The sequence below is a fragment of the Maritimibacter alexandrii genome (assembly GCF_005871115.1).
Lineage (GTDB): Bacteria > Pseudomonadota > Alphaproteobacteria > Rhodobacterales > Rhodobacteraceae > Maritimibacter > Maritimibacter alkaliphilus.
The window spans coordinates 1-19,536 of sequence record NZ_SWKQ01000001.1; the positions used below are offsets into that span (position 1 = coordinate 1).

The 19,536-nt window shown below is 60.0% G+C and carries 17 protein-coding genes and 2 pseudogenes; 18 read left to right on the plus strand and 1 reads right to left on the minus strand.

The genetic code is table 11. From position 1 onward, the window contains the following. The first annotated feature begins 206 nt into the window (after positions 1-206). The 17 genes and pseudogenes from FCT00_RS00005 (at position 207) to FCT00_RS00090 (ending at position 17,996) form a co-directional block, all read left to right on the plus strand. On the plus strand, positions 207-509 hold the full coding sequence (locus FCT00_RS00005; RefSeq protein WP_138421392.1) for a hypothetical protein: 303 nt from the start codon (positions 207-209) through the stop codon (positions 507-509). Positions 510-581: 72 nt separating this feature from the next. Further along, entirely contained in the window at positions 582-1,370 is a 789-nt protein-coding gene (locus FCT00_RS00010) for an enoyl-CoA hydratase/isomerase family protein (RefSeq protein WP_138421393.1), read from the plus strand. 10 nt (positions 1,371-1,380) lie between these two features. Next, entirely contained in the window at positions 1,381-2,619 is a 1,239-nt protein-coding gene (locus FCT00_RS00015; protein WP_138421394.1) for a thiolase family protein, read from the plus strand. 9 nt (positions 2,620-2,628) lie between these two features. Further along, positions 2,629-3,765, plus strand: coding sequence for an acyl-CoA dehydrogenase family protein (locus tag FCT00_RS00020; RefSeq protein ID WP_138421395.1), 1,137 nt, complete (start codon positions 2,629-2,631; stop codon positions 3,763-3,765). 11 nt (positions 3,766-3,776) lie between these two features. Next, the gene (locus tag FCT00_RS00025; protein WP_138421396.1) at positions 3,777-4,550 is read left to right on the plus strand and encodes an SDR family NAD(P)-dependent oxidoreductase; all 774 of its coding nucleotides are present in this window, start codon (positions 3,777-3,779) and stop codon (positions 4,548-4,550) included. Between the two features lie 4 nt (positions 4,551-4,554). Further along, positions 4,555-4,914 (plus strand): CoA transferase, encoded by a 360-nt coding sequence (locus FCT00_RS00030; protein ID WP_222481103.1) that lies wholly within the window; start codon positions 4,555-4,557, stop codon positions 4,912-4,914. Next, the gene (locus tag FCT00_RS00035) at positions 4,911-5,792 is read left to right on the plus strand and encodes a branched-chain amino acid ABC transporter permease (protein WP_138421398.1); all 882 of its coding nucleotides are present in this window, start codon (positions 4,911-4,913) and stop codon (positions 5,790-5,792) included. Before FCT00_RS00030 ends, FCT00_RS00035 begins: the two co-directional genes overlap by 4 nt. A 4-nt stretch (positions 5,793-5,796) precedes the next feature. Beyond that, the gene (locus FCT00_RS00040) at positions 5,797-6,876 is read left to right on the plus strand and encodes a branched-chain amino acid ABC transporter permease (RefSeq protein WP_138421399.1); all 1,080 of its coding nucleotides are present in this window, start codon (positions 5,797-5,799) and stop codon (positions 6,874-6,876) included. Then, positions 6,873-7,640, plus strand: coding sequence for an ABC transporter ATP-binding protein (locus FCT00_RS00045; protein WP_138421400.1), 768 nt, complete (start codon positions 6,873-6,875; stop codon positions 7,638-7,640). Before FCT00_RS00040 ends, FCT00_RS00045 begins: the two co-directional genes overlap by 4 nt. Next, positions 7,637-8,407, plus strand: a complete 771-nt coding sequence (locus FCT00_RS00050) for an ABC transporter ATP-binding protein (RefSeq protein ID WP_138421401.1) — start codon at positions 7,637-7,639, stop codon at positions 8,405-8,407. Before FCT00_RS00045 ends, FCT00_RS00050 begins: the two co-directional genes overlap by 4 nt. Continuing rightward, positions 8,404-10,242, plus strand: coding sequence for an AMP-dependent synthetase/ligase (locus FCT00_RS00055; protein WP_138421402.1), 1,839 nt, complete (start codon positions 8,404-8,406; stop codon positions 10,240-10,242). The genes FCT00_RS00050 and FCT00_RS00055 overlap by 4 nt, the downstream gene beginning before the upstream one ends. A gap of 20 nt (positions 10,243-10,262) precedes the next feature. Continuing rightward, a complete protein-coding gene (locus FCT00_RS00060) occupies positions 10,263-11,423 on the plus strand; it encodes an ABC transporter substrate-binding protein (RefSeq protein ID WP_138421403.1) in 1,161 nt (386 codons plus the stop codon). Positions 11,424-11,485: 62 nt separating this feature from the next. Further along, the gene (locus FCT00_RS00065; protein ID WP_171042836.1) at positions 11,486-12,097 is read left to right on the plus strand and encodes a TetR/AcrR family transcriptional regulator; all 612 of its coding nucleotides are present in this window, start codon (positions 11,486-11,488) and stop codon (positions 12,095-12,097) included. Between the two features lie 321 nt (positions 12,098-12,418). Then, a pseudogene (locus FCT00_RS00070) lies at positions 12,419-13,345 on the plus strand (IS5 family transposase). A gap of 297 nt (positions 13,346-13,642) precedes the next feature. Further along, a pseudogene (locus FCT00_RS21560) lies at positions 13,643-15,743 on the plus strand (strawberry notch C-terminal domain-containing protein). After that, entirely contained in the window at positions 15,740-16,786 is a 1,047-nt protein-coding gene (locus tag FCT00_RS00085) for a DUF7146 domain-containing protein (RefSeq protein WP_138421405.1), read from the plus strand. The pseudogene FCT00_RS21560 and the gene FCT00_RS00085 overlap by 4 nt, the downstream one beginning before the upstream one ends. Positions 16,787-17,084: 298 nt before the next feature. Beyond that, positions 17,085-17,996 (plus strand): DUF2493 domain-containing protein, encoded by a 912-nt coding sequence (locus FCT00_RS00090; protein ID WP_138421406.1) that lies wholly within the window; start codon positions 17,085-17,087, stop codon positions 17,994-17,996. Between the two features lie 134 nt (positions 17,997-18,130). On the opposite strand, the gene nikR is transcribed toward FCT00_RS00090, so the two are convergent. Beyond that, positions 18,131-18,625, minus strand: a complete 495-nt coding sequence (nikR, locus tag FCT00_RS00095; RefSeq protein WP_138421407.1) for a nickel-responsive transcriptional regulator NikR — start codon at positions 18,623-18,625, stop codon at positions 18,131-18,133. Between the two features lie 143 nt (positions 18,626-18,768). Between nikR and FCT00_RS00100 the strand changes: the two genes are divergently transcribed. Beyond that, a complete protein-coding gene (locus FCT00_RS00100) occupies positions 18,769-19,536 on the plus strand; it encodes a DUF4198 domain-containing protein (protein WP_138421408.1) in 768 nt (255 codons plus the stop codon).

Genomic DNA, 19,536 nt, shown 5'->3' on the forward strand with positions numbered 1-19,536 from the left:
CAACCCGAAACCCCGCAGGCCCGCCGCCGCTGCGCTATGTGAGGGCTACGCAGCGCCGGGCCTGCTCACCACCAAGGGGGTCAATATTGGATGCCGATAGGGGGTCAAACTTCAATGCCGATTGACACGCGTCGCATAGATTACACGGGAAAGGGCGTGTTGTGACGTCCCACCGATTAAGCAACAAGGCACAAACGAAGGTGTGAATGAGCGAAGATTGCCTTAGGGCGGCCCTTTTGTTGTTTTCAAGCCGTTGGTTAGAGGCATCGAATAGCCGGATTGAGCCCAGACCGGAAAAACTCTATCCCTCACGCTTGCAGCTGCAGCAACGCATTGGGTGTCATTTTCAGCGGCATCGCAGCAAGAAAAGCGGGCGTTGCCAAGGCATCAATCATGCTTTGACTTCTTTCGCGAATACCGCGATCGACTCTGAAGATGACACCGAGGCGGTTCCTGAACTTGGCGGGTGCTTTGCGTCCGTCTCCCGAAGTGTTTTTTCAAGCTATTGAAAAAGAAGAAATATTTCTATGTTGACCGGTGCATCTTTTTGCATTACTTACTGGTCAGTAAAAGGTGAAATAATGAAACATGTAAATGTCATTTTGGAAACGCGGGGATCGGCGGCCTGCTTGCGTTTGAATAGACCTACCGAGTTGAACGCTCTTTCGCGGGACATGATTTTGGAGCTTGGGGCGACGCTTGAGCGCATTCGTCGTGACGAAAAGCTGCGCGTTGTGGTGCTGACCGGCAGCGGCCGGGCGTTCTGTGCGGGAGCCGATCTCAAGGCGGTGCAGGCGGGTCTGTCACAGGAGCGGTCCAAAGAAGGTGATTTCCTTGATGCCGTAGCCGAGGTTTTTCAGACGCTCCGCGATTTTCCCAAACCCGTCATTGCCGGTCTAAACGGGGTTACCGTCGCGGGCGGGCTGGAACTGGCGATGTGCTGCGACGTTCTGATCGCTGCCGAAAGCGCGAAGATTGGCGATGCGCATGCCAATTTCGGTGTTTTTCCGGGGGCCGGAGGCGCTGCCGTGCTTCCTTCTCTGATTGGTCTGCCAAACGCCAAATACCTGCTGTTTTCCGGCCGTAGTCTGCCGGCGTGCGATTGGCTGCGCATGGGGTTGGTGCAAGAGGTGGTTGCCGATGACGAGCTTGAAGCCCGCCTCGACGCCTTTGCTCAAAGCTTGGCCGAAAAGAGCCCGCTTGTTCTGTCGCGGATGAAAGCGGTCGCCAATGCCTCCGTCGAGATGCCGCAAACCGAGGCTCTGGCCTGGGAATTGTCGGTCCTGCGCGACCACCTGACATCGAATGACGCAGCAGAAGGGCTGGCGGCGTTCTCCGAGAAACGAAAACCGGTTTTTGCCGGAACCTGATGAGGGCCAGATGGATAAGGTTTACATAACCGGTGTGGCGATGACGCGCATGGGGCGCCTGGAGGGAGCGACTGTGAAGTCGTTGACCCGCGAGGCCGTCACCGGAGCCGTGGAAGATGCCGGGATTGCTGCCGATGCAATCGAGGCCGCCTATTTTTCGAACGCCACCCAGCGGCATTTGGAAGGGCAGTTGATGATCCCGGGCCAGATCGCCCTTCGCGATATTGGGATCGAGGGAATTTCAGTTGTGAACGTCGAAAACGCCTGTGCCAGCGGATCGACCGCCCTGAACCTAGCTGCGCAGTTTCTGAAGGCGGGCGAAGGCGATGTTGCGCTGGCCGTTGGAGCCGAGAAGATGTGGACTGGTGATAAGGCCAAGATGTTCAGCTTTTTCGACTCTGGCTGGGAATTGGCGACCGCCGAGGAGAATGAAAAGCGGTTGCTTGCGCTGGGGCATGGGATCGATTTGCCGGAAGGCAGCGAGTCCGGAAAACCCTATTCCGTTTTCATGGCCGTCTACGCCGCCTTTGCTCGCGCACATATGCGCTTGTTCGGGACGAAACAGGAGCAATTCGCGGCCATCGCTGCCAAGAACCACATGCACTCGGTGGAAAACGACAAAGCGCAGTTCCGCAATCCTTACACTGTTGGCGACGTGCTCGGCGCGCCGCCGATCACCTATCCGCTCACCCTGCCGATGTGCGCCCCGATGAGCGATGGCGGTGCAGCGGCCGTGCTGATGACCGAAGCGGGCATGCAGCGCCACGGCATTTCCCGAGATCGCGCCATCGAGTTGCGTGCCAGCGTGATACAGACCGGGTCGGACCGGGATGGCGACGACTTTGAAAACCATCTGACTGCCAAGGCGGCCCGGCGCGCCTATGAGAAGGCCGGACTTGGACCCGAGGACGTCTCGGTCGCCGAGGTGCATGATGCCACCGCCGTGGGCGAACTGATCCAGATTGAGAATCTTGGCCTCTTTCCTTTTGGCGAGGGCGCGGCTGCCTCCGAACGTGGCGAGACCACGATTGGCGGGCGTGTGCCGGTCAACCCGTCGGGCGGGCTGGAGTGCAAAGGCCACCCGATCGGCGCCACCGGTCTGGGGCAGGTGTATGAGCTTGTCAGCCAGCTGCGCGGCGAATGCGGCGCGCGCCAGGTTGAAGGGGCAAAGGTGGCTATTGCCGAAAACGGCGGTGGGCTGATCGGGATCGAAGAGGCAGTGGCCTCGGTTCTGATCCTCGCACGATAGGAGAGCAAGATGTTCAAGACTGAAGAACAGGCAATGGCCTGCGATATTCTGCGCCGCTTCCTTGATGACCAGATCGAACCGGAATACCAGAAGGTCAAGGACGCTCCGTTTGAAAAAGAGGTGATCCAGGGGTTCCTCACGCAGCTATCCGAGTTCGGTCTGACCTCGGCACCCCATCCAGAAGAGGTGGGTGGCATGGGGCTCGATTGGTCCACGCACCTGATGCTGTTCGAAGAGGTCGGCGTCACGGCGATGGACATTGCGTTGCCGATCCTGATCAACGTGGTGGGCGCCGACCTTTTGCTTCGCCTTGGCACCGATGAACAACGCGCGCGCTATATCCCACAGCTTCTGGCAGGTGAAACATCCGTGGCTATCGGCATATCGGAACCGGGCGTCGGCTCGGACGTGGCAGCGGTCAAGACCCGTGCCCGCAAGGATGGCGGCGACTGGGTGATTTCGGGCGAGAAGACTTGGATATCGAACGGGCGCTTTGCCGATTTCCTGATCTGTACCTGTAGTACCGGCGAGGGGCTGACACATATACTTGTCGACCGCAAGGAACACGGTTTCGAAACCCTCGATATTCCCAAGATCGGCCTGAATGCACAGTCGACCTCGCAGATCTTCCTCGATGAGGTGCGAGTACCGGTCGAGAACACCATCGGTGCAGAAGGGTGGGGGTTGCAGCAGACCCTGGTCGTGTTCGAACGCGCGCGGGTGCATATGGCGATGTGGGGCATCGCGCTGGCGCGCCGGGCGCTGGAGGAATCCATCCGTTACGCGCAAGAGCGCAATCAGCATGGTAAGCAGATCGCCGGGCATCAGATGATTGCCGACAAGATCGCCACGATGGCGACCGAGATCGACGCCGCGCGCTTGCTGACCCATCGCGCCGCCGGCATGATCGACCGCCATGAGCGCTGTGACACAGAATGTGCCATGGCCAAGTGGTATGGCACTGAGATTGCGGTGAGCGCCACGCGGCAGGCGGTGCAGATCCATGGCGGCAACGGCGTGACCCGCGAGTTCATCGTCGAACGTCTGGCCCGCGAAGCGATCATTGGACCGATCCCGGACGGGACCACCGAGATTCAGAAACTGCTGATCGCCCGGTCCCTGACCGGTGTGGCCGCGTTCAAATAAGGGCTCAAGTCATGAAGATCGAAGGCAAGACCGTTATCGTGACAGGCGGGGCCTCCGGGCTTGGTGCTGCGACGGCAGAATATCTGCACGGGCTGGGCGCACAGGTGGCCATGTTCGACCGTGACATGGAGCAGGGTACGGCGTTGGCCGCACGGTTGGGCGCGGAGCGGGCCATGTTCCGGCAGGTGGACGTGACCAGCGACGAGCAGGTGTCGGAGGCCATCGCGGCCGTGATCAACCGCTTTGGCGCGCTGCATGTCGCCATTAACTGCGCCGGTGTGGTCAGCCCGATGAAGGTGGTCGACCGCGAGGGCCAGGCTGCCTCGCTCGATGCCTTTCGTCGCACGGTCGAGATCAACCTTGTAGGCACGTTCAACGTAATGAGCAAATGCGCCGCGCGGATGCTGGAGAACCCGCCCGAAGACGGGGAGGAGCGCGGTGTGGTTGTCAATATCTCGTCCGGAGCGGCCTATGAGGGCCAGATTGGGCAGACTGCCTATGCCTCGTCCAAGGCCGGTGTGATTGGGCTCAACCTGCCTGCCGCGCGTGAGATGGGGCCGAAAGGCATCCGCATCAACGCCATCGCACCGGGACTTTTTGGCACACCGATGGTGATGAGCCTCGGTGATGAGGTCGTCGCCTCGCTCGAAGAAAGCGTCGAGGCGCCCAAGCGGGTGGGCCGGATGGAAGAATTCGCCCACGCCTGTGCCTTTCTGATCGAAAACAGCTACATGAACGGTGCCACCCTGCGTTTGGATGCGGCCACGCGGCTGCAGGCGAGGTGACGCGATGCTGAATCGTAATGGCCCTCTCAAAGGTGTTCGATTCATCGAAATGGCCGGGATTGCGCCCGCGGCGCAGTCGGCCTTGCGCGAGGCCCTGACCGACCTGTTCCTGAGCCGGACACAGGCTGAATGGTATGACGTGCTAGTAGGCAGAGATGCCTGCTTTGCACCGGTGGTGCCTCTGGCTGACGCAGCGGTGCATCTGCACAGCCGGGCACACGAGAGCGTTCTCACTGTAGATGGCATCGAAATGCCCGCCCCGGCCCCTCGCTTTTCACATACCCGGCCATACATTCCGACATCCGGTGACGCCGGCTTCGTCGAAACGAACGAAATCCTGCAGCATTGGAGGGCCGCCATATGACCGGTCTGAGTTTCGCTGACGCCGTACAGCTTTTGCTGGTCGGACTGTCACAGGGCTGTCTCTATAGCCTGATCGCCATCGGCCTGGTGCTGGTCTACAAGGCCACCGAGCAGGTGAATTTCGCCCAAGGCGAGTTCATGATGCTGGGGGCCTTTGTTGGCTATCAGTTCATCGTGCTTTGGGGGCTGCCTTATTGGCTGGGAGCCTTGCTGACGCTCGTGTTCATGGGCGGGTTCGGTTACGGGGTCGACGTGCTTGTTGTGCGGCGGCTCACCGGACAGCCGGTGTTCACCGTTTTTATCCTGACGCTGGCGCTGGGAATTGCACTGCGGGCTGTTGCCGGGATTGTATGGGGCTTTGGTAACTATTCCCTGCCAGATCCGATCGAGGGGAATCTGGCTCTTGGACCGGTCATTATTGGCTGGTCCAGCGTTCTGGCGATCCTGGTGACCGCCATCGTGGCTAGCGGGCTTTACGCGTTCTTCCGCTATTCCCGCCAGGGTGTGGCCATGCAGGCCTTGTCCCTGAACCAGCTGGCGGCCTTTTATATGGGCATCCCTGTCAAGCGCCTGACCTCGTCGATCTGGGCAATGTCCGCGATCTTTGGCGCCATCGCAGGCCTACTTCTGGGCCCGGTCACGTTGGTCTCGACGCAGATGGGATTTGTCGGGTTCAAAGCCTTTGCAGGCGCCATTGTAGGCGGGTTTGGATCGATCCCCGGCGCGGTTCTGGGCTGTTTGTTGATCGGCGTGACCGAGCCGTTCTTCGACATCATGTTCCCAACCTTCAAGGGGATCGGCGCCTATCTGATCATGTTCATGGTGCTGCTGATCCGGCCGGAGGGTCTGCTGGCACAAATCTACGCAAAGAAGGTATAGGCCCATGCGCGTACTCTTTCGCAAATCCTACAAGCAGGACATCCGCCTGTTTCGCGACCGTACACAGGCCTTCTGGTATCTGCTGTTCCTGTGTATCGCGCTTGCCGCGCCGTTGTTTCTTGATGGCTACTTCCTGGACGAATTGTCGTTTGTCTATATTTATGCCATCGCCGGGCTGGGTCTGATGATCCTGACCGGGTTCTCGGGACAGGTGAGCTTCGGGCAGGCCGCCTTTGTCGCCATCGGGGCCTATGCCCACACGATCCTACTGTCTCGCTATGGTGTGCCGTGGATCCTGTCGCTGCCCTTTGCGGCGCTGATCACTGGTCTGTTCGGGTTGGCCATTGGGCGCATCTGCGGGCGAATGCATGGCTTGTATCTCGCCATCGCTACACTTTCGATCGCCATCGTGACTGAACGGCTGATCGGCGGTGGCGGTGACTTGACCGGCGGACATCGCGGCCTGCCAGTGCCGGGCATAGACATCTTCGGCATCGCCATCGACCAGAGCTGGAACACCTACCTGTTGAACCTCGGGCTCTTTGTTGGCGCCATCCTGACGACGCGCAATCTGTTGCGCACACGGTCTGGTCGTGCCCTTATTGCGATCCGCGACAGCGAGGTTTCGGCCCGGTCGCTGGGCACGAATGTGGCCTTCTACAAAGCATATGCATTCTTCCTGTCGGCGGTGTTCGCCGGTCTGGCCGGGGGGCTGCTGGCGCATGCATTCTACTATATCACGCCGGAAACCTTCGGCATGAGCGAGAGCATTCGTCTACTTTTGATGATCGTTGTCGGCGGGATCGGCACCATCCACGGGGCCATCTTCGGCGCGTTCTTTATCGTGCTGCTGCCCACCGCCCTGAGCTGGGTCAAGGTGATCATACCCGGTGCCATCGCCACATCCGGCGGGTTCGATAGCCTGGCCTTCGGCCTGATCCTTTTGGGCTTCATCCTGTTCGAACCCGACGGGCTGTTTGGCCGCTGGGTCAAAATCCATCACTATTTCAACGTCTTCCCGATGTACAAGCGGCGCAGCTTCCAACGGCAGAAGACCTTCCTCAAGACGGAGCGTCTAAAATGAGCTGGCTTGAAGTCGAAAACGTATCCCTTGCATTCGGTGGGCTAAAGGCCGTCGACAATTTGAGCTTCTCGGTGGAACCGGGCAAGGTGTTCACCATCATCGGCCCCAATGGTGCCGGCAAGAGCACGGTCTTCAACTTGATCTGCCGCATCTATGATCCGATCAATGGTGATATCCGATTTGGTGGCGAAAGCCTGCTGGGGGCCAAGCCCCACGAAGTGATCAACCACGGCATCGCCCGCACGTTCCAGAACATCGAATTGTTCGAGCATGCTTCGCTTCTGGATAATCTGCTGATCGGCCGGTTCCGGCATGGGCGGTTCTCGCCGCTGAGCGAGCTGTTATTCCTGCCCGGCCAATTGCGCCAGGAATTGGAACACCGCCGCAAGGCGGAAGAGGTTATCGAATTCCTCGACCTCGAAGGCTACCGTCACGCCCGCGTCGCCGACCTGCCATACGGCGTGCGCAAGAAGACCGAAATGGCGCGCGCGCTGATCGCCAGCCCCGAGATCCTGTTGCTGGATGAACCCTCTAGCGGGCTGACCACCGAGGAAACCGAAGACACCGCCTTTGTGATCGAAGACATCCGAGAGGATCTTGGCATCACCGTGGTGATGATCGAGCACGACATGAAGCTGGTGAACAAGGTCTCAGACAAGGTTCTGGCAATCAACGAAGGCCGTTTCCTGGCCACCGGCAGCGCCTCTGAGGTGCAGGACAATCCCGATGTGCAGGCAGCCTATCTAGGGGGTGAAGCGGCATGAGCGAAGTTCTGAAAGTCCGCAATGTCGAAACAATGTATGGCCGCGTCATGGCCATCCGTGGTGTCAGCCTGTCGGTGCGCGAAGGCACTGTGGTTACGGTCATGGGATCGAACGGCGCCGGCAAGACCACCATCCTGAAAACCATCTCGGGTGCGCTGGATCCGTTCAAGGGGGAAATCACCTTTAAGGGCAAGGCCATTACTGGTCTGGACCCGGATGCGATCGCCCGCACCGGTGTGGCCCACAGCCCCGAAGGACGTGAGGTCTTTGCCCTTCTGTCGGTGAAAGACAACCTGATGATGGGCGCCTATTGCCGCAAAGACCGCGACGAGGTGGCGCGCGATTTCGAAAAGGTACTGGGCTGGTTCCCGGTCCTGCGTGGGTTTATCGACAAGCAGGCGATCTATCTATCGGGTGGGCAACAGCAGATGGTGGCCCTGGGCCGCGCCTTCATGGCACGGCCCAGCCTGATGCTGCTGGATGAGCCATCGCTGGGTCTCTCACCCCGGTTAATTTCCGAGATTTTCACGATCATCAAGCGGATCAATGTCGAGGAAGGCATGACCATGCTGTTGGTGGAACAGAATGCTAGCGTCGCGCTGCCGGCCGCCGATTTCGGCTACGTGCTGGAAACCGGGCGAATCGTCATAGAAGGCGAGCGCGACATGCTGATGAACAGCGCTGACATCCGCGAATTTTACCTTGGCATCAAAGCCGACAGCGCGCGGGGTGACCGTCGCTGGAAAGCAAGGAAGACCTGGCGATGAACGACATCTTTCCACAAGACTGGACCCCGCCCATCTTGGAAATCGACGGTTGCGACACGCTACCCAAGCTGTTTCGGCAGAACTGCAGGGAATTCGGATCTGCAATCGCTATCCGCGAAAGGGATTTCGGCATCTGGGAAGAGTACACTTGGACCGACTACTATGATCGGGCCCGTCAGGCAGGTTGTGCGCTGATGGCGCTGGGGATCAAGCCCGGCGATGTTGTGGCGATCATCAGCGAAGACAACAAGGAATGGGTGTTTTCCGACCTTGGCATTCAGTGCATCGGTGCGGTGGTTCATGGGCTATATCCGACTTTGCAGGAAAACCAGGTTGCCTATCAGCTGAACGACAGCGGTGCCAAGGTTCTGTTTGTCGAGGACGAGGAACAGCTCGACAAATACCTAGTGATGCAGGACGAGGTTCCCGGCATCGAAAAGGTCATTGTCTATGACATGGAAGGTCTGCGCCGATTTTCTCACGACAAAGTCATGGGATGGGAAGCGTTCCTCGAGCTTGCCGCCGATGGCGGCCCTGCCATGCATGCCGCCTTCGAAGCCCGTATTGATGCCGGCAACGGCGAGGATATCGCCACGCTGATCTATACCTCGGGCACCACCGGCGCGCCCAAAGGCGCGATGATCTCGCACCGGTTCTTTCTGGCGCAAGCCGACAACCACCCGGAAATGGCGCTGGGCCCGGGTGATGAGATCCTGACTTTTCTGCCGCTGTGCCACGCCGCCGAGCGCATCATCTCGGTCGCGACCCCGATCCGGCATGGCATCACCATCAACATTGCCGAGAGCGGCGAGACCTTTAACGCCGATATTCAGGAGGTGGCCCCGACTTTCATCTTCGCGGTGCCGCGGGTGTGGGAAAAGTTCTATTCCCGCATCAGTTTCATCATGAATGAAGCCACAGCCTTTGGCCGCTTCGCCTATGAAGTGGCGCTGAAAGTGGCCGAACGGCGTGCGGTGGTATTGGCAGAGGGCAAACAGGTGCCGCTGAGCCTTGGCCTTGCGCACAGAGTGCTCGATTTCCTTGTACTGCGAAACATCCGCGTCGAACTGGGTCTGGCGCGGGCGCATACGATCGTCTCAGGCGCGGCACCGATCTCGGCGCGGCTGCTCAGTTGGTTCAACGCGCTTGGCGTTTCGGTGCAAGAAGCCTATGGCCAGACCGAAGTTGGTATCGTCACCGCCACCGTGCCCGGCCAGTCTCCAATCGGCTCGATCGGGCGGGCCATGCGTGGCGTAGAGGTTAAACTGGCCGAGGATGGCGAAATCCTGATACGCGCGCGGTCAAACTTCTCTGGCTACCTGAGCCAGCCGGAAAAGACCGCCGAGACCATGGTGAATGGATGGGTTCATACTGGCGATGTCGGCAAGATGGACGACAATGGCGATCTGACCATTCTCGACCGCAAGAAGGACATCATCATCACCGCCGGCGGCAAGAACATCACGCCGTCGCAGCTGGAGAACGAACTGAAATTCTCGCCCTACATCTCGGATGCCGTGATCATCGGCGACAAGCGTAAGTACCTGACCGTGCTGATCATGATCGACCAGGAACCAGTCGAGAAATACGCCCAGGACAAGCGCATACCGTTCTCGAACTACAAATCGCTCTGCGAAAGTGAGCCGATCATCGAGTTGATCGGCGAAGAAGTGGACCGTGCGAATGCCGGATTCTCGCCGGTGGAACAAGTGAAGAAGTTCCGACTGATCGATGTGCTTCTGACGGCTGAGGACGAGGAGCTCACGCCGACGATGAAGCTAAAACGCAACGAGGTCGAGCGTAAATACAAAGACCTCATTGAAACTATGTACTGAAACTTGAAAGGGAGGAAATCATGAAGAATTTTGCAACTGCACTGGCGCTCTCCGCGTTGGTCACCGGTGCGGCCATTGCTGGTCCGCAGGGCGTGACCGACGATAAGATCACGCTTGGCAGCTATACCGATCTCAGCGGCCCGCTGGCTGTCTGGGGCGTACCTGAAGCCAACGGACTGCGCATGCGCGTGGACGAGATCAACGCCGCGGGCGGCATTCACGGTCGCCAGCTTGAGATCGTGATCGAGGACACGCAGTATCAGGTGCCGCGCGCCATTCAGGCTGCCAACAAACTGCTGCGCCGCGACAGGGTCTTTGCTATGGTCGGCGCGCTGGGAACACCGATGAACCTCGCGGTCATGCCGCAGCAATTGGACGCCGGCGTTCCCAACCTGTTTCCCATGACCGCGGCGCCCGAGATGGCAGAGCCGCTGCACCCGATGAAATACGCCTTTTTTCGCAACTATACCGAGCAGTTCCGTGCGGCGGTAGCCTATTTCCATGACAATGGCGGGTTTGTGACTCCCTGCGTGTCGCAGATCGCCAACGAGGCGGGCGAGTCGATGACGCTTGGCGTCGAACAGCAGCTACATGAATACGGCATGGAGATCGTTGCAAAAACCGAGCATGCGGCCACAGAGACCGACATGGTGTCTTCGGTCACGACCTTGAAGAATGCAGGCTGCGACATCGTCTTCAACGCCGGCAGCGTCAAGGACACGATCTTGACCGTTGCCACCTCGAAGAAGCTCGGTTTCGAACCGATCTTCGTCACGGGCATGGTCCCCTACATGGATGCTGTGGCCAAGGCGGCAGACGGTGCAATGGAAGGGCTCTATCTGGTTTCGCCCTTCGTCTTCGCCGATGTCGCGACCTCGGAAGGCGAGGCCAAACGCATCCTGGAAAGCTATGCAGAGACCTATGGGACAAAAATGGAGCCGCAGGCGCAGTTGGGCTATATTTTCATCGATTTGCTGGCCGAGGCGCTTGAAGCGGCAGGCCCCGAACTGACCACCGAAGGCTTCTTGGCTGCGATCGAGGCGATCAATGGCTATGTCGATCCGATCGGCGGCCAAACAATCAGCTTTGGCCCCGAAGATCACCAGGGGGTGGAAACGCTGATTCTGGCCAGGGTTGAAAACGGCTCATGGACAGTTGCAGCCCGGGGCCTCGACTACTAATCTTGCCAAAATGTCGGGCGGGAAGTTCTCTCGCCCGGCGCACACTTAATAGTGAGGGAAATGTGCCTGCGATCCAATGGCATAAAAAGACAAAAGACGTCGAGGAACAGCAGGAACTTAAACGCCGCGCAGTTTTGGACGTCGCGGCGAGTCTGTTCTCGTCGGTCGGCTACAAGAAAACCTCGCTCGATGATATCGCCGCTGAACTGGATCTGACCAAGCCTGCACTGTATTATTACGCCCGCAACAAGGAAAACATCCTAATGCAGTGCGCACTGGTTTCCCTGGAAAGGGTCGGTCTGTGCTTTGACGCGGCACAAGGGTCAACTGGCGATGGCCTTGACAGGGTTCATGTGTTTTTTCGTTCCTACGCTGCATTGGTTGTGAGCGATTTCGGTTCCTCATTGATGCGCGAGGCGCGCCGCAACCTCACGGGCAAGAATCAGGAAAAACTGCGCCAAACCTTGCGCGACGGTCAGGATTTCCTTGAAGAGGTCATCGAGGCAGGTATCAAGGATAAGTCAATCCGCGAATGCTCGCCTAAAAGGCTCGCCCAGATTCTGTTCTCAGCCTTTAACCAGATGCCGGAGTGGTACGATCCCGACGGTCCGGAACCTCCCGAGGTCATCGGTGACCAGATTCTGAACCTAATGACCAACGGCATTAAAGCATAGCCGAAGGTTGGGTTGGCCGGACAGGCACAAGTGCCAATTTGTTCAGGTGCCAAATTCAATCCGCTGATTTCGCCATACGCGGTCTTAAAAATCAAACTCACTATGCAACAAGCTGACGGGCATTCTATTGTCTCCCTTAGTTTCCAACTTACAGAAAATCGGTGACCTGCTCGCCTCTGGGAGCGGAAAATGTGTTCCGGTCTCGGTCTTGGAATGCATGAGCCGTAATATGATAGTGTTGCGACGTCCCACTAATCCATGCAACAAGGCGCTGTTGCGCAAATCCCGCGTGGGATTCATCTCATGAGTCCAGCGTGGTAGCTGGGATGCAGGAGCAGACCTACACCTCCGACCTACAAGACCAGGAACTGTCCAGCCTACAATGAAGCGCACAAGCGCCGGGGTTCGCTGACGATCTGGTTCGACCCCGATATGAGCGGGGAGGCCGCGCCGACAGGCAGACGTGGCCGGCAGCAGACCTAAAGCGATTCTGCCATCCAGACCTGCCTTTCCATGAAGCTGTTGTTGGGCATGGCGCTCCGGCAGACAACCGGGTTCGTCGAGAGCCTGCTGCGGCTGGTTGGCCTCGACTGGACGGTGCCCGACTTCAGCACCCTGTCCCGGTGCCGCAGGACTCCGGTCGTGAACTTCCCTTATCGCGGCTCCAAGGGGCCGCTGCACCTGCTGATCGACAGCACGTGTATCAAAGTCGTGGGCGCCCGCAAGCATGGTCGACCCAAACGGCGCGTCTGGCGCAAGTTCCATCTCGGGATCAACGAGGAAACACTGGAGGTTCGCGCAGTCGAGGTCACCAGGAGCCACATCGGCGATGCACCGGTTTTACCCGGCCTGCTCAACCAGAACCAGGTGGACCAACAGATCGGCGGTGTTACGGCTGACGGCTCCTACGATACACGAAAGTACCACGACGGCATTGCTGACCGTGGCGTCCACGCCGTCATCCCGCCACGCAAGAACGCAAAGCCATGGATGACCATAACCGCCGGAGCTGTGGCGCGAAACGAGGCCCTGCGCGCGACGAGATACCTGGGCCGCGCGCTCTGGCGACGATGGAGCGGATACCACCACCGAAGCCGCGTTGAGACGAAGATGCACTGTGTGAAGTTGCTGGGGCAGCGCCTTATGGCGCGGGACTTTGACCGTCAGGTCGCTGAACTCCAGGTCCGCATCGCCGTCCTGAGCGGCTACACCGCGCTCGGCATACCCGTCACGGTAGCTGTGGGATAAGTCCGTCCGAGGAAAGGGGAACCTCGGCCATCGCCCGATTTGCGCAACAGGATCGCTTTGGCTGCTCAATGTTCTCTAGTTTTCCCAACCCGAGTCCCTGGATGAGTGCCATAAGGAGAGTTCGGGTTCGAAGTTATTGGTTATGCTCTGAACTTAGACACTCATCCAGCTGAAACCAGAGCCGGCAGAACAGTGCACTGTTGCAATGTGAAGAGCCAGAGAAAGGGAAGCCCGGGTGCCGGGCTTGAAAGGATAGAGAGTGTCTCGTCCGGGTCCGGCGTGACGAGGAGCCTGACTATGGCCAAGACCACGACCCGCCTGAAACCCACCAGCGCGAAAAAGACCGAAGCCGCCGGAACGGCCGCGCCTGACGGCGCTGCCGACATCCGGATGATCCCGCTCGACCAGCTGGAGCCGAGCCCGCTCAACGTCCGCAAAGTTGCCGCTAGCACGAGCGACGACGCCGAACTCCTCGCCAGTATTCGCGAGACGGGCGTCAAACAGAACCTGGTGGTTCATGCGCTGTCTGAGACACGTTTTGCAGTCGATGCCGGCGGTCGTCGCCTCAGGGCGCTGAAGCGGCTTGCCGAGGACGGTGTCATTCCCGCAGATCATCCGGTGCCCTACCTGATGCATTCGTTCCCGACACAGCTCTTCGAGCCCTATACGGACGAGAATGGCGACCTACGTTCGCGCCCGGCCCTCGATGGCGATGGCAACCCGATCATCTGCCGCGAGGCGGAGCGGCGGCGGGACGATCTTGTCGAGCATCTTGGGGCCCTCGCCCCGGTGCAGGGCGCGCTCGACCAGATCCTCTGGCATTTCGACGGGGATGCGGTGGCTGAGGTCACCGGGCGCAAGCGGCGCATCGTGAAAACGCGTGAAGGGCGGCTCAAGGTCGAAAACCGCCCCGCCTCCTCCAACCTCGGTGAGACGCAGGCCTTCATGGATGATGCCAAGCGCATCCTGATCTTCTCGGATGCCGGCGGCACCGGGCGCAGCTACCACGCCGATCTCGGGGCAAAGAACCAGCGCCTCCGTGTGCACTACTTGCTGGAGCCCGGTTGGAAGGCCGACAATGCGATCCAGGGGCAATCGCACGAACCAGGCGCAGCCACCGCTCTTTCGACCCGTCGCGACCAATGTGAAAGGCGAGAAACGCTTTCTCTCCACCATCGCGCGCCGTCTCGATACGCTTGGCGCCATCACCAAGGGCCAGCGCGAGACGGGCGGGCAGAACATGTTCCGCGCCGAGGACAACCTCGAGAGCCCCTATGCGCGGGCGGCGCTGCGGCAGTTCTTCTACAAGCTGCGTGCAGGCAAGATCGAGGCCTGCTCCTACGCCAGGTTCCAGGAGATGACCGGCCTGACGCTCGATGAGGCGGATGGCACGATGAAAGAAAACCTGCCACCGATCCAGCAGTTCCTGAACCGCTGTCTCGCGCTCCGGATCGACATGCAGGATGCGATCTTCGAGGCCTTCGGCGGGTTTCTTTCGGCCATCATCGAAGATGCGCGCCAGGCGGGCACGCTGGATGTCGGCCTCGAGACTCTGCGCGCCGAGAAATTCGAGATTGTCGACCGCAAGGTCATCTTCGAGCATGAGGCGACGGGGGCGACGGCGACCGCGCTGACCGTGGAGCGCACCGATCGCAACGATCCGCTCACCCTGCCCCGCGTCAAAGCCATCTGCGCTGATACGAAGGGCGCGACGCTCTGTTGGAACAAGACCTCCAAACGCGCGGCGCTGATGGTGAAGGCGCCGGCCTTCATGGATGAGGACGGTGTGCCGATCCTTTGGGTGAAACTGCTACGACCCATCGCGACCGAGCTACTCGCACTTTCCGAGTTCTCGAAGTCGCACTGGGAAGAGGTCGGTGATAGGATGTTCGAGCAGCTCTGGCAGGCCGAGGTCGAAGCGGTGCCGGAGTTCACCACCTCCAAGATCACGCTGATCTGCGGGCTTCTTCTGCCAATCTGGGATCGCCTGCCCGCTGACAACATGCGCATCTATCGTCTTCAGACCGAGGACGGGGAGCGCGCCATCGGCCGTCTGGTCAGCCAGGAGCAGCTCTTTAACGTCTACGCGCGGCTCGGGCTCGACTGCCAGATCCAGATGACGCCGCAGGAGGTGTTCGGCGCGGTGATAGAGGCGCGAACGACCCTGAGCCTCCTTGGCGGCTACCAGCTGCGCCGGTCGCTGGTCATGGGTCAGCCGAGGCTTGAACTCATCGGCGCGTCGGGCACGGCCCTGCCCGCACTGAAGGCGATGGGCTGTTTCACCGAGGTGATCCAGTGGAAGACGCGAGTGTTCATCCCGGTGGATGGCACCGAGGTGCTGGCGCGGATTCTCGCAGAGTATCCTGTTGGCGCCAGTGCAGCGGATGCCGCAGCATGAGCGCGGGGCGCAGTATCGCGGACCTCTCGGTCGATCTGGCAGACCGGGCCGAGAGTTTCTGCCGCCAGTACTTCCCCGAGGGGCGCAAGCAGGGCATTTATTGGCAGATTGGTGACACCTCTGGCGCTAAGGGCCAGAGCCTCGCGATCCGGCTCCACGCGCAGGGTGGGCGCAAGGCCGGGTCCTGGCAAGATTTCGCGACGGGGCAATATGGCGACCTGATCGACCTGCTGCAGGAACGGCTTGGGTCGGTCACGCTGAAGGAAACGCTGAGGGAGGCCCGGTCCTTTCTCGGCGAGGCCCCCTACCCTGCCGTGCCGCGAGTCACCAAAACCCGTGAGCAACCAGATGCCGCCTCGAGCAAACGCATCGCGCGGGCGCGCAAACTCTTTGCCGCTGGCAAGCCGGTGCTTGGCACCTTAGCCGCCATCTATCTACAAGGGCGTGGCATCACACGGCTGGGCCCGGCCCTGCGCTATCACCCACGGGTCTTCCTGCGGCACGGCACGGACGACGCCGATCCGCCGCAAAGGGCCCCTGCCCTGCTCGCGAAGGTCACCGATAATCGGGGCCAGATCACCGGATGCGCAAGGGTCTATCTCGACCCGTCCACCGGCGGTCTGGCCCCGATCGAGAGTCCGAAACGGATCCTCGGGCAGCTTCACGGCCATGCCATCCGCTTCTGGTCCGGCCCACCTCGCAGCGATCTCATCGTCGGCGAAGGGCTCGAGAACACCCTCTCGGTTGGCACCGTTCTCCCGGAATTCGATCTCGCCTCCTGTCTCACCGCCAGCCATCTCGGCCTCTTCATTCCGCCGCCGGGCATTCAGCGTATCTGGATCGCGCGGGACAATGACAAAGCTGGACGTAACGCATCAATGAGACTGCGTAACCAACTAAAATCGCTTGGAATTGCCTGTGGTGAACTCGTGTCGCATTTGGGCGATTTCAACGACGATCTGCGAGCATTTGGCGGAGATGCGCTGCGCCGGTCCTTGTTAGAGGCCATGAAGGCACAAGGTCTGGAGATCGAGGACGGATGACCGCCAACCTCCTCGCGGATGCCTGACTGGGCAAAGGTTCCGCCGGTTCGATCTGATCCCGTTTGGAAAAGGGGAGCGATGGACCGGCGGGTCGGGGCTGAGTGCCCCTCGCCCGGGCAGCAATGCGCCCCGCGCCAGAAAATTCCCCTGAGCCTTCGGCTCATTCCTCGCGGGACCAATTTTCCGGCCCGCGGCGCGTTCTCCGCTTTGCTCCGATCCTGACGGATGCGGCCCGGTCGCCGCCGGTCCTGTTATCGCCCCATCCAAATCGGGTCAGATCAAACAGAGGAACCAGACAATGCCCCATCAGACAGACATCCAAGAGGACACCGGCGTGACCTCCGCCATCCTCGACCACCTCGCACTTCACGGCGCAACACCGGGACCCGGCGAGACAGATCATCGCCCCCTGCCCCAGCCTGACGAGGTCGAGCTCGCCATGGCGACGCTCTTTGACACCACCATCGGCCTCCTCACCGGCAGCCAGTTGGAAGACAATCTCGAAGAGATGCTCTGGTCCCTCACCTCGATTTTCCATCGCCGGCTGACCCATATCCAGAAGATTCTTGACGACAACGAATTCGAGGTCCGGGAAAGTCTGGCCATCCAGGACGGCTCTGAGGTCGCCTCGGTCGAGCTCGAGCGCCTCCAAATCATCGGGCTCAAGCTCTGGGACCATCGCGACGCCTTCGAGCAGATGCGCGATCTGGCCGTGGACCATTTCTCGGCTGCCACCGGTTCACCCTGGCTGCCCCGCACCGGATCCAAGGTCTCGCATCGCGGCTTGACCTCTGCCGTGGTGGACAGCCGGGCCTATCTCTCGGCCAAGCGCCGCAAAGAGACCGAGGTGCACTGCCCCGAAGGCACGCGGATCGTCTTCTCGGGCGGGGACTATCAGGCCTACGATCTGATTTGGTCCGTCCTCGACGCCACGCACGCCAAATACCCCGACATGGTGCTGCTGCACGGCGGCACGCCCAAGGGCGCTGAGATGATCGCGGCCCGCTGGGCAGATACCCGTGGCGTCACCCAGGTGGTCTTCAAACCTGACTGGAAGAGCCACGGCAAGGCCGCCCCCTTCAAACGCAACGACAAGATGCTCGATACCATGCCGCAGGGCCTGATTGCCACCCCGGGTTCGGGCATCACCGAGAACCTTGTCGACAAGGCCCGCAAGCTCGGGATCCGCATCAAGAGGATCGGGGCTTAGGCCCCGGTTCGTTCTCGGCTTGGTTCAAGGAAGCAGCCTTTTGCCTTGTTTTCGCAAAAGGGCAGCAATGCGGGACCTTCCTGCCGTTCGCTGCGCGTGCAGCCCGCAATGCGCCGACCGGCAACAATGCGCAGTCAACTGTCTTGAGTGGTTGCGATAAAACTTGGCTGTACATGTATGTGACTATGAGGATGATCGTTTTCCTGATCGTGGACATGTGGCGATTTGCTGGGGGCCACCGGGATCAGCGACAGCGCGCCATGGGCGACGCCACGTTCGAGGAACAGTGCTTCGGATGCGATGCTGACGTCACTTAGCCTGCCGCGGAGTACTTCGATCTCGAGCGCGGTGGTGTGATCGAGCGGCACGGACAGCGCGGCAACGTGACGATCATGTGCATCGAGCCGTCTCTGTGCCAGCCTTGCTCCGAGGTTCCGGGTGGTCTGGTCGACGGTGTAGGAAACCACTCCGAGGCAAGGAGCATCTGCCGGTCCGTTTTGGCGCTGCAACATGGCGCGCCGCACGAGGTCGCGGATCGCCTCCGAGCGGTTCTGCGCCCCGCTTTCGGTCATGTAGGCGTCGAACGCCTCTGCGATGTCGTCCGACAGGGTGATTGTGATACGTTTCATGGTAAGCGCCCTTTCCGAGCGTGGAAAGAAAGTTTCCAGCAAGTATATGAGTTACAATGAAGATTTTCTAGTCGTGGGTTGCAGGGTATCGCGCAGTATGATTTTCTTATTGAAGAATCATACTCGAAAAGGAACTGCAATCGATGATTACATTGCCCCGCCTTCTTCTTTCCTGTGCGCTGGCTACTGGGCTTGCCGCACCGGCGCTCGCGCATTTTCAAGAGATCATTCCCTCTGCGGATGTGCTTCCTGACGGCGGGGCAGTGACGCTCGATCTGGTATTTACCCATCCGTTTGAGGGCGGTCCGGTCATGTCGATGGCGCGGCCAGTCGCTGTCGGTGTGCTGAAAGGTGGTACCAAGACCGATCTTTCGGGCGATTTGGCCGAAGCGCCTCAGGGCGAGGCTATGGCCTATAGCCTGACGCATGAACTCGACGAACCGGGAGCGGCGATTTTCTACATCGAACCGGCACCCTACTGGGAACCCGCCGAGGGCAAGTACATCGTGCATTATTCCAAGGTCGTCGTGGACAGTTTCGCCTCGGGCGAGGGCTGGGACGACAGTGTAGGTTTCCCGGTGGAGATCATGCCACTGACGCAGCCGACCGGTCTCTGGACAGGCAACATCTTCACCGGGGTCGTCACCAAGGGCGGCGCGCCGGTGCCTTACGCCGAGATCGAGGTGGAGTTCATCAACGATCACGGCATCACCGCGCCGAACGATGCCTACATCACGCAGGTCATCAAGGCCGATGCCAACGGCACGTTTTCCTATGCCATGCCGGTATCGGGCTGGTGGGGCTTTGCCGCCCTGATCGAAGGCGACGAGCCGATGACCGCGCCGGACGGCACGCAGGTTCCGGTCGAGGAAGGTGCGCTGATCTGGGTCAATACGAAACCGGCGCAATAG